Genomic DNA, 9,152 nt, shown 5'->3' on the forward strand with positions numbered 1-9,152 from the left:
TTGGGTTCAGATATTGCCCAATGGGTGGTTCGCGAACAAAAAAATGCTCAAGACAAATAAAACCCCAATTTGATAAAGGCCGTCTGAAAAACCGTATTTCAGACGGCCTTTATATTTTCTATTTCTCTAAAAACAAAGAAATAAATTACCCATTAATCATTGTCAGAAATAGAGAATTTTATTTCCAATGCCCTTGATTTTAGAATATCTACCCTCAATTATTAAAACTATAAGAATTTTGTATATTAGCAGTCAAAGGAATAACATGGCAGAAAAAAACTATTATGAAATACTAGGCGTTGCCAAAGATGCGGATGAGGCCGAAATCAAAAAAGCCTACCGAAAACTGGTGCGCAAATACCACCCCGATGTCAGCAAAGAACCTGACGCAGCCGAACGTACAGTAGAAATCAACCGTGCCTACGAAACGCTTTCCGATAAAGAAAAGCGGGCCGAATACGATGAAATGTTGGCTAATCCTTACGGACGCAGCGCCGGAGGCAATCCGTTCGGTCAAGGCGGCAATCCGTTTGGCAATGGATTTAACGGTGGCGGCTTCCACTATGAACGTCATGAAGGCGAACCGTTCGGAGCGGGAGACTTCAATTTTGAAGATCTGTTTTCATCATTCCGCCAATCCCACACTCGTTCCGAGCAACCCCGCGGCCCAATAAAAGGCGAGGATCAACATGCTGAATTGAGTATTGATATTTACGCAGCGTATGTTGGCGCAGAACGTAGCATGACTTTGAATGTGCCAACTCTAGACGAATACGGACGTGCGGTTTATCAAAATAAAACCCTCAACGTCAAAATCCCCAAAGGCATTGCAGAAGGCCAACAAATCCGTTTGGCCGGTCAAGGTTTGCCGGGATATAACGGTGGAGAAAACGGTGACTTGTACTTAAAAATCAAGTTCCACGACCAACCTGATTTATACGTCAAAAACAGGAAAGACGTATATCAAACAATAGATGTCAAACCTTGGGAAGCCGTATTGGGCGGCAAAATCATCGTCCCTACCGCTTCAGGCCGCTTGCAGGTCAATCTGCCTGCCAACAGCCAAAGCGGTAAAAGCATCCGCCTCAAAGGCAAAGGTATTCCTGCAAAAGAAGCCGGAGACCTTTATCTCAATATCCGCATTAATGTTCCGCCAGTAGAGAGCGAAGCCGACCGTGCCGCATGGGAAAAATTAGCCGAACACTTTGCCGCGAAACAAGCATAAGAGAAAGGATAAATTATGATTCAGTCCTCCGATGTTACCCTTACTTTTGAAGAAATCGTTGCCGCCAGCCGCTGCCGTCGTGATTGGCTGTTGGAACTTATAGCAGAAGACATCATCAGCATAGATGGAGTGCCCGAAAAAAGCACCTTCAGTGGTTTTCATCTTGCCCGCATCCGTCGCGCACAACGCTTAAGCCGTGATTTTGAGGCCGGCATTCCTGCATTGGGGCTGATTATGCGGCTGTTGGACGAGGTGGAAGAACTCAGAAAAATACAGCGTCCGCTGGTCCTGCTCGAAGAAGAGTAAATATTGGCAAGTTGTTCAATTAAATATTGATGACAAGACAAAGTTTTTGATTTTTATTGATATTCCATAATGAAAGGCCGTCTGAAAATATTTTCAGACGGCCTTTTTATGCCTTCATTAACAACAGCGTCCACCGTTGCCGCCGCAACGGCGTTTGCGGCAGTAGTCTTGGAATTGCAGCTCGGTCATGACCGGCGCGTTGGGATTATGTTTGCGCTGGCGGGCAACGTAGTTTTCATAATCTGGGACACCGGCCATCAAGTTCGCTGTCAACTTGATGGTTTTCCACCAAGATGCGAGCTTATGCTTCACTTTGAGTCTCCGGCTGTTTACCGTCGCGGTACACTGCTGGAATTTCTTTAGCAGTTGGCCAACCGACTTTGCGGGCTTTCATGGCAGTACGGAAACCGTACACGGCGACAATCACGACAACTGCCAAGAACAAAGCGGTCAAACCGGCATTGATTTGGTCGTTGAAGATGATTTGTGACATTTCGCCAATGTCTTTAGCAGGAGCGAGGACTTCGCCTGAAGCCAAGGCATCGCGGTATTTGCCTGCGTGAGCCAAGAAGCTGACGCGCGGGTCGCTGTGGAACAGTTTTTGCAAACCGGCATAGCAGGTTACAAACAATACGCCGACAGCAGGAACCAAAGTTACCCAAACATAGCGGTCGCGTTTCATTTTCACCAATACGACGGTACACATAATCAACGCTACGCCTGCAAGCATTTGGTTGGCGATACCAAACAACGGCCAGAGCGAGTTAATACCGCCCAGAGGGTCGGTTACGCCGGTATAGAGGAAGTAACCCCACAATGCCACAGCAAAGAATGTGGCAACCAAGTTGGCAGGGATTGAGTCGGTGTTACCGAATGGTTTGTAGAAGATACTGCCCAAGTCTTGAATCATGAAACGGGCAACGCGTGTACCGGCGTCAACTGCGGTCAAGATGAACAAGGCTTCAAACAGCAAGGCAAAGTGATACCAGAACGCCATCATGGCTTCGCCCGGAATCAGACGGCTCATGATGTGTGCCATACCGACTGCGAGGGTTGGTGCACCGCCTGCGCGGGATAGAATGGTGTTTTCGCCCACTTCTTTAGCAGTGTGCAACAGGGTTGCGGCATCAACAGAGAAATTCAGTTTAGTGGTGATGACTTCGGCAGCTGTGTTGGCATCTGTACCAATCAGCGCGGCCGGGCTGTTCATCGCAAAGTACACGCCTGGCTCAAGCGAAGCGGCGGCAGCCAGCGCCATAATAGCCACAAAGCTTTCCATAATCATGCCGCCGTAACCGATCATGCGGACGTGTGTTTCGTTTTCCACCATTTTTGGAGTGGTACCTGAAGAAATCAGCGCATGGAAGCCTGAAACTGCACCACAAGCAATGGTAATGAACAAGAATGGGAACAATGCACCAGAGAATACCGGGCCTGAACCATCGATAAAGTGGGTAACTGCAGGCATTTGCAGAGTCGGGTTAACAATAACGATACCCAAAGCCAAAGCTGCAATCGTACCGATTTTCAGGAAGGTAGACAGATAGTCGCGCGGAGTCAGCAAGAGCCAAACCGGCAATACGGAAGCCACGAAACCGTAAATCATAATCGCCCAAGTCAGCTGAATGCCGTCAAGGTCGAACCAGTGACCGAAGGAGCTGTGGGCAACATCTTCACCGTAAATCACGGCCAACATCAGCAAAATAAAGCCGACGATGGAAATCTCGCCAATTTTGCCCGGACGGATATAACGGGTGTAAATACCCATAAACAGAGCAATCGGCATAGTCGCTGCGATGGTGAACGTACCCCAAGGGCTGTGAACCAATGCTTTCACAACAATCAGCGCCAACACCGCCATAATGATGACCATAATCATCAAAATACCAATGGATGCAATCACGCCGGGAACGGTACCGAGTTCTTGTTTCACGATATCGCCCAAAGACTTACCGTCACGGCGCATAGAAACAAATAGTACCATCATATCCTGTACGGCACCGGCAAATACCACGCCGAAGATAATCCACAAAGTACCGGGCAGATAACCCATTTGCGCTGCCAATACAGGACCAACCAGAGGGCCTGCGCCGGCAATAGCGGCAAAGTGGTGGCCGAACAGTACGCCTTTATGTGTGGGAACATAGTCCAAGCCGTCATTGTGGCGTTCTGCCGGAGTCAGACGGTTAGGATCAAGCTGCATCACACGGTTGGCAATGTAAAGACTGTAGAAACGGTAGGCAATGCAGTATACCGAAATGGCGGCCGTAACCATCCAAATCGCACTGACTTGCTCGCCACGGCTGAGAGCTAAAGTAGTAAAGGAGGCCAAGCCTACCAAAACCACAATGCCCCAGATCAAAAATGATTTGAGCGATTTCATTGATTTATCCTTAAAACGTGATGCACCAAGGCTTGCTTTAGCGACAAACTGCCTTAATGCGCTTCAGAAAGACCAGTCATTATAGTCTTCATGATTTCATGAGTGAAATGTCATTTCAACCCAAATTCGACTGAAAACAAAATGATTAGTTCGTCCGTAAGGTTAACACAAACAGACAATATACCCTTCATTTTTTACTTCAAAACTAAATATTCCTTAACATATAACAAACGAAAGGCCGTCTGAAAACCCAAAAATTCAGTTTTCAGACGGCCTGACAAACAGTCAATGCTATAATCCGACATTCCCATTTCTCTATATTGCCATACCATGCAAAACAACGATTCCGAAACCATGCGCCTCTCCAAACGCATGGCGCAATTGGGCTTATGCTCGCGCCGCGAGGCAGACAGTTACATCGAGCAAGGCTGGGTCAAAGTCAACGGTCAAACCGCCGTACTCGGTCAAAAAGTCACCGAGCGCGACCGCATCGACCTCAACAAACAAGCCCATGAAAAACAAGCAGCGCGCGTAACCATCCTTCTGAATAAACCCGTCGGCTACGTCAGCGCGCAGGCAGAAAAAGGCTATAAATCCGCCGCAGAACTCATTACCGCCGAAAACCATTGGGAAGGCGATGACAGCCATATCCCTTTCAGCGAAAAACACAAATTCGGCTTAGCCCCTGCCGGCCGCTTAGATATCGACTCCGTCGGATTGTTAGTACTCACTCAGGACGGCCGCATTGCCAAACAACTGATTGGTGAAAACAGCAGCAGCGAAAAAGAATACCTTGTCCGCGTCCGTGGCAAACTGGACGATAAAGGCCTCGCCCTACTCAACCACGGCTTGAGTTTGGACGGAGAAAAATTGCGCCCCGCCAAAGTCGAATGGCAAAACGAAGACCAGTTGCGCTTTATTTTGCGACAAGGCAAAAAACGCCAAATCCGCCGCATGTGCGAACTGGTCGGCCTGCGTGTCGTCGGTTTGAAACGCATCCGCATGGGTAAAGTCAAACTCGGCAGACTGCCGCCGGGCAAATGGCGTTATCTACGCGCTGACGAATCGTTTTAATTGCAGCTAATAAAAAGGCCGTCTGAAAACACATTTCAGACGGCCTCATCTTTTACTGCTTACTCGATATAAGTAAACTTCGCACGTTTGATATTGCAGAGAATTTCGTACGGAATCATACCGGCAACTTCGGAAACTTCATTGATATTAATCACATCGCCCCAAAGCTCGACTTCCGCGCCCAAGCCCTCTTTCGATGCTTCCAGCTCAACCGTAATCATATCCATAGATACCCTGCCGATAATACGGCTGCGTTTGCCATCCACTGCCACAGGGGAATTAGTGGAAGCGCGACGCGGATAACCGTCGGCATAGCCGCAGGCAATCAAACCGACACGGGTAGATTTGCTGGTGTAGAACGTTGCGCCGTAGCCAATCGGAGAATGCGGTTGCAACACGCGCTCGCCGAAAACACGGGAAGTCAGGCGCATAACAGGTTTCAAACGCTCATCCACGCCGCCGAAAGGCGAAATACCATACAAGGCCAGACCGGCACGTCCCCAATCGCGCCGCGCTTCAGGCACGTTCAAAATCGCGGCGGAATTCGCCAAGCTCTCTTCGCCTTCCAAACCCTCACACGCCAAATCAAACGCTTCAAGCTGCATTTCGGTCATGCCGTTTTCCGGTTCGTCCGCGCAGGCAAAATGGCTGAATTTCACAATGTTTTCAACCGATTCGGATTGTTTCAATGCAGTATAGGCGGCGGCATAGTTATGCGGAAAGAAACCGGCACGGTGCATACCCGAGTCCATTTTCAGCCATACGGTCGTCGGACGTTGCCACTCATGATGCACAAACGCCTCCAACTGCCATTGGCTACCGATTGCCGGCCACAAATCATAACGGTCAACATCCGCATATTCCGTAGCCTCAAACACGCCTTCCAACAAAACAATCGGATTTTTAATGCCGTTTTGACGCAATTCCACGCCTTCATCTACCGTTGCCACCGCAAAGCCGTCGGCAATATCCGCCAACGCGTGTGCACATCTGACCGCACCATGCCCGTAAGCATCGGCCTTAATCACGGCCAACAATTTATTGCCATGCAACTCTTTGAGAAAACGATAATTTTGACGTAAATTATCCAAACGGATTTGCGCATTGAGCGGACGCATAATGTATTCCTCTTATCGGCATTCCGTTTCAGACGGCCTGCCCTATTACTTTGAAGTAAATATTATAGGTCAAAAACTACACAGGATTCCATGAAATACACAAGAATAATCTATTCATATTTTAGAACTCATGCGCACCTTTAGGCATTTATGCTTCTTCTCAGCCTGTTTTAAGGTTATGATTCAATCCAAATGAAAACGACAGACATCAAGGCCATGAAAGAACTCGACAAAACCGACTTAAAAATCCTCAAGCTCCTACAACAAAATGCACGTATCCCCATGACTGAATTGGCTGAAAAAGTCGGCCTCTCCACTACGCCAGTAACCGAACGCGTCCGCCGCTTGGAACGCGACAACCTCATTACCGGCTATCACGCCCATCTGAATCCTCATGCTTTAGGCCAAAGCCTCTTGGTCTTTGTCGAGCTGAAACTGCGTTCCAAATCCGGCAATATTTTTGAAGACTTCAAACGCGAAGTGCTGAAGATTCCGCAAATTCTGGAATGCCACTTAGTATCCGGCGAATACGACTACCTTATCAAAGTCCGCCTGCCCAATATGTCCGCCTATCGAGATATGCTCGGCAATATCCTGCTGCAACTGCCGGCTGCTTCCGAAAGCCGCAGCTATGTTGTCATGGAAGAAGTCAAAGAAGAAGTAGTATTAGACATCTAATTCTATTCAACAAACAAAGGCCGTCTGAAAGATTACAACATTCAGACGGCCTTTATTTTAAATAGGCAAAAAAAATGCACACATCCGACAGAATGTGTGCCAAGTCTACAAAGGAGAAATAGAGGAGAAACTATTAACTGACTACTCGAACCAGCTAACGAAACGAATTATGCAACAAGATATTCAACCGCGCAAGTATTTTTCTTGTAAAGTTTCTTAATTATTCAATTAACAGATCTTAAATGTAATCATGTTTCAATGTAGATAAAAAAATGCGCATACCGTTTTGATATGCGCCAAGTCTACAAAGGAGAAATAGAGGAGAAAAATCAAGCTGCATCAAGCAACTCAACGGCGCGAATTATCCTAGCCTTCTACCCTCCTGTCAACTGTTTTCCCATCTATTTTCAAGTATTTTGCTAAAAAACAACAAATCCACTATTCCCCTCTTTTTCTTGCTATTTTCGCCCATATATAAAAAGAATTTAGGGCCGTCTGAAACATATATTGCCACTAAAGATAAACGGCTCCATACTCACACATTCATAGTCCATATCAACCCAACCCACAACCATGACCACCCCACTTTCCCTTGCCGTCGTCGGCCATACTAACACAGGCAAAACCTCGCTCTTACGTACGCTTTTGCGCGACAGCACCTTCGGCGAAGTGAAAAACGCGCCCTCCACCACGCGCCATGTCGAAGAAGCCCTTATCAACGACGGCGACGACAGCCTGGTTTATCTCTACGACACACCCGGCCTTGAAGATGCCGGCGGCGTGTTGGACTGGCTGGAAACCCATACATCCGCACGCGATGACGGCATTGAGCGCATCCAGCAATTCCTCAACAGCCATGAATCGCATCACGAGTTTAACCAAGAGGCCAAAGTTCTGCGCCAAGTCATGCAAAGCGATATGGCCATGTACGTCATCGATGCGCGGGAACCCGTCCTCGACAAATACAAAGACGAGCTGACTATTTTGTCTTGGTGCGCCAAGCCCATCATGCCCGTGTTCAACTTCACCCAAAATCAAGACCTGACCGCTTGGACCAATATGCTCGCCCGCAGAAACCTGCATGTTTACGCCGGTTTCGATACCGTTGCCTTCGACTTTGAAGGCGAAATCCGATTGTGGGACAACCTTGCCACCATGTTACCCAAGCGCGACATCCTCGACCGCCTCATCAATATGCGCCGTCGCGAGTGGCAACTGCTGGATACGGAAGCGCGCCGTGAAATTGCCGATTTTCTGCTGGATGCCGCCGCATTTACCCAAGAAATTGCCGAAAACGACGACCCTGCCCCGACTTTGGAAGTCATGCAATCGGAAATCCACCAACTTGAGCGGCAAATGCAACAACGCCTGTTCACACTTTACCGCTTCTATCACGACGAAGTCGGCAGCGACAGCACATGGATGCCCAAAGCCTTCAAACAAGATCCGTTTGACAGCGAATTGCTCAAACATTACGGCATCCGTACCGGTACCGGCGCAACCGCAGGTGCACTCATCGGCTTAGGCTTGGATATTGCCACGCTTGGCGGCTCACTTGGTTTGGGTACGGCCATCGGCGGCCTGTTAGGCGGCATTTTGCCCAATGCCCAAGACATCACCGACAAAATCAACGGCAGGCAAACCCTGCATACCGATCCGGAAACCCTTACCCTGCTCGCCGCACGCGCACTGGATTTGTTGCACGTCTTGCAAACGCGCGGCCATGCGGCTCAGTCGCATATCGAGCTAAAAGAACGCAAAGCGCCATGGAATGCGGCCAAATTGCCAAGCGAACTCAACAAAGCGCGTAGCAACCGCAAATGGTCTTCGCTCAACACACACCAGCCCGAAGCCAGCCGTAACGAACGCGCAGCCTATGCAGCCACTTTAAGCGAAAAATTAAAAGCTTAGAATTGCCGCATAACAAAAAGGCCGTCTGAAACCTAAATGTTTCAGACGGCCTTTTGATTTTAGAAGGAAAATACTTATTCAGCAGCTTTGGTTTCTCGTTTCAAACCGCCGCCAAGTGCTTTATACAAGTCGGCAAGGTTTTCCAGACGGGTCAGCTGATTGGCTAAAAGAGCAGTATCCGCGCTATAACTGCTGCGCTCGGCATCCAGTAAATCCAATGCGCTGGATACGCCATGTTTGTAGCGCAGGCTGATAAGGCGCAGGCTGTCGTTGTAGGCACGGCTTTGTTTGCTCAAAGCGGCATAGCTTTTATCCAGCTGTTCGCGTGCAACCAACGCATTGGAAACGTCTTTGAATGCGGATTGAACAGCGGCTTCATAAGCAACGATTTGTGCCTGTTGGCGCAGTTTGGCTACGTCAAGATTGGCTTTGTTTGTGCCCCAGTCAAAGATAGGCA

Annotated in this window: 10 protein-coding genes; 6 read left to right on the forward strand and 4 right to left on the reverse strand. The window is 48.5% G+C overall.

Annotated elements, in window-relative coordinates; genetic code table 11:
• The 3 genes from ACTHS3_RS04510 to ACTHS3_RS04520 all read left to right on the forward strand — a co-directional run.
• On the forward strand, positions 1–197 hold a 197-nt coding region (locus ACTHS3_RS04510), incomplete at its 5' end, for a hypothetical protein (protein WP_440367244.1).
• Positions 198–265: 68 nt separating this feature from the next.
• Complete coding sequence (locus ACTHS3_RS04515; protein WP_063068882.1) at positions 266–1,225, forward strand: DnaJ C-terminal domain-containing protein; 960 nt, start codon at positions 266–268, stop codon at positions 1,223–1,225.
• 15 nt (positions 1,226–1,240) lie between these two features.
• Complete coding sequence (locus ACTHS3_RS04520) at positions 1,241–1,531, forward strand: chaperone modulator CbpM (protein ID WP_049336193.1); 291 nt, start codon at positions 1,241–1,243, stop codon at positions 1,529–1,531.
• 117 nt (positions 1,532–1,648) lie between these two features.
• Here the strand turns inward: ACTHS3_RS04520 and ACTHS3_RS04525 are convergent, their stop codons facing one another.
• The gene (locus tag ACTHS3_RS04525; RefSeq protein ID WP_003747442.1) at positions 1,649–1,843 is read right to left on the reverse strand and encodes a YbdD/YjiX family protein; all 195 of its coding nucleotides are present in this window, start codon (positions 1,841–1,843) and stop codon (positions 1,649–1,651) included.
• Positions 1,833–3,914 carry a carbon starvation CstA family protein gene (locus tag ACTHS3_RS04530; RefSeq protein WP_049336196.1) on the reverse strand — a complete coding sequence of 694 codons (2,082 nt, stop codon included), beginning with the start codon at positions 3,912–3,914 and terminating at the stop codon, positions 1,833–1,835. Before ACTHS3_RS04530 ends, ACTHS3_RS04525 begins: the two co-directional genes overlap by 11 nt.
• 330 nt (positions 3,915–4,244) lie before the next feature.
• Here ACTHS3_RS04530 and ACTHS3_RS04535 point away from each other — a divergent pair, with 330 nt between their 5' ends.
• Positions 4,245–4,988: a pseudouridine synthase gene (locus tag ACTHS3_RS04535; protein ID WP_070624774.1), complete on the forward strand. Its 744-nt coding sequence runs from the start codon at positions 4,245–4,247 to the stop codon at positions 4,986–4,988.
• A gap of 59 nt (positions 4,989–5,047) precedes the next feature.
• Here the strand turns inward: ACTHS3_RS04535 and alr are convergent, their stop codons facing one another.
• Positions 5,048–6,106, reverse strand: coding sequence for an alanine racemase (gene alr / locus ACTHS3_RS04540; protein ID WP_295846513.1), 1,059 nt, complete (start codon positions 6,104–6,106; stop codon positions 5,048–5,050).
• A 216-nt stretch (positions 6,107–6,322) separates the two neighbouring features.
• Here alr and ACTHS3_RS04545 point away from each other — a divergent pair, with 216 nt between their 5' ends.
• Together ACTHS3_RS04545 and ACTHS3_RS04550 are read left to right on the forward strand one after the other, a co-directional pair.
• Entirely contained in the window at positions 6,323–6,784 is a 462-nt protein-coding gene (locus ACTHS3_RS04545) for a winged helix-turn-helix transcriptional regulator (protein WP_079453694.1), read from the forward strand.
• 573 nt (positions 6,785–7,357) lie between these two features.
• Entirely contained in the window at positions 7,358–8,695 is a 1,338-nt protein-coding gene (locus ACTHS3_RS04550) for a GTPase/DUF3482 domain-containing protein (RefSeq protein ID WP_440367246.1), read from the forward strand.
• 74 nt (positions 8,696–8,769) lie between these two features.
• Here the strand turns inward: ACTHS3_RS04550 and ACTHS3_RS04555 are convergent.
• Positions 8,770–9,152, reverse strand: a 383-nt coding sequence (locus ACTHS3_RS04555; RefSeq protein WP_440367247.1) for a TolC family protein, incomplete at its 5' end; no start/stop codon positions are given.

It is taken from the genome of Neisseria sp. P0009.S007, assembly GCF_051962515.1.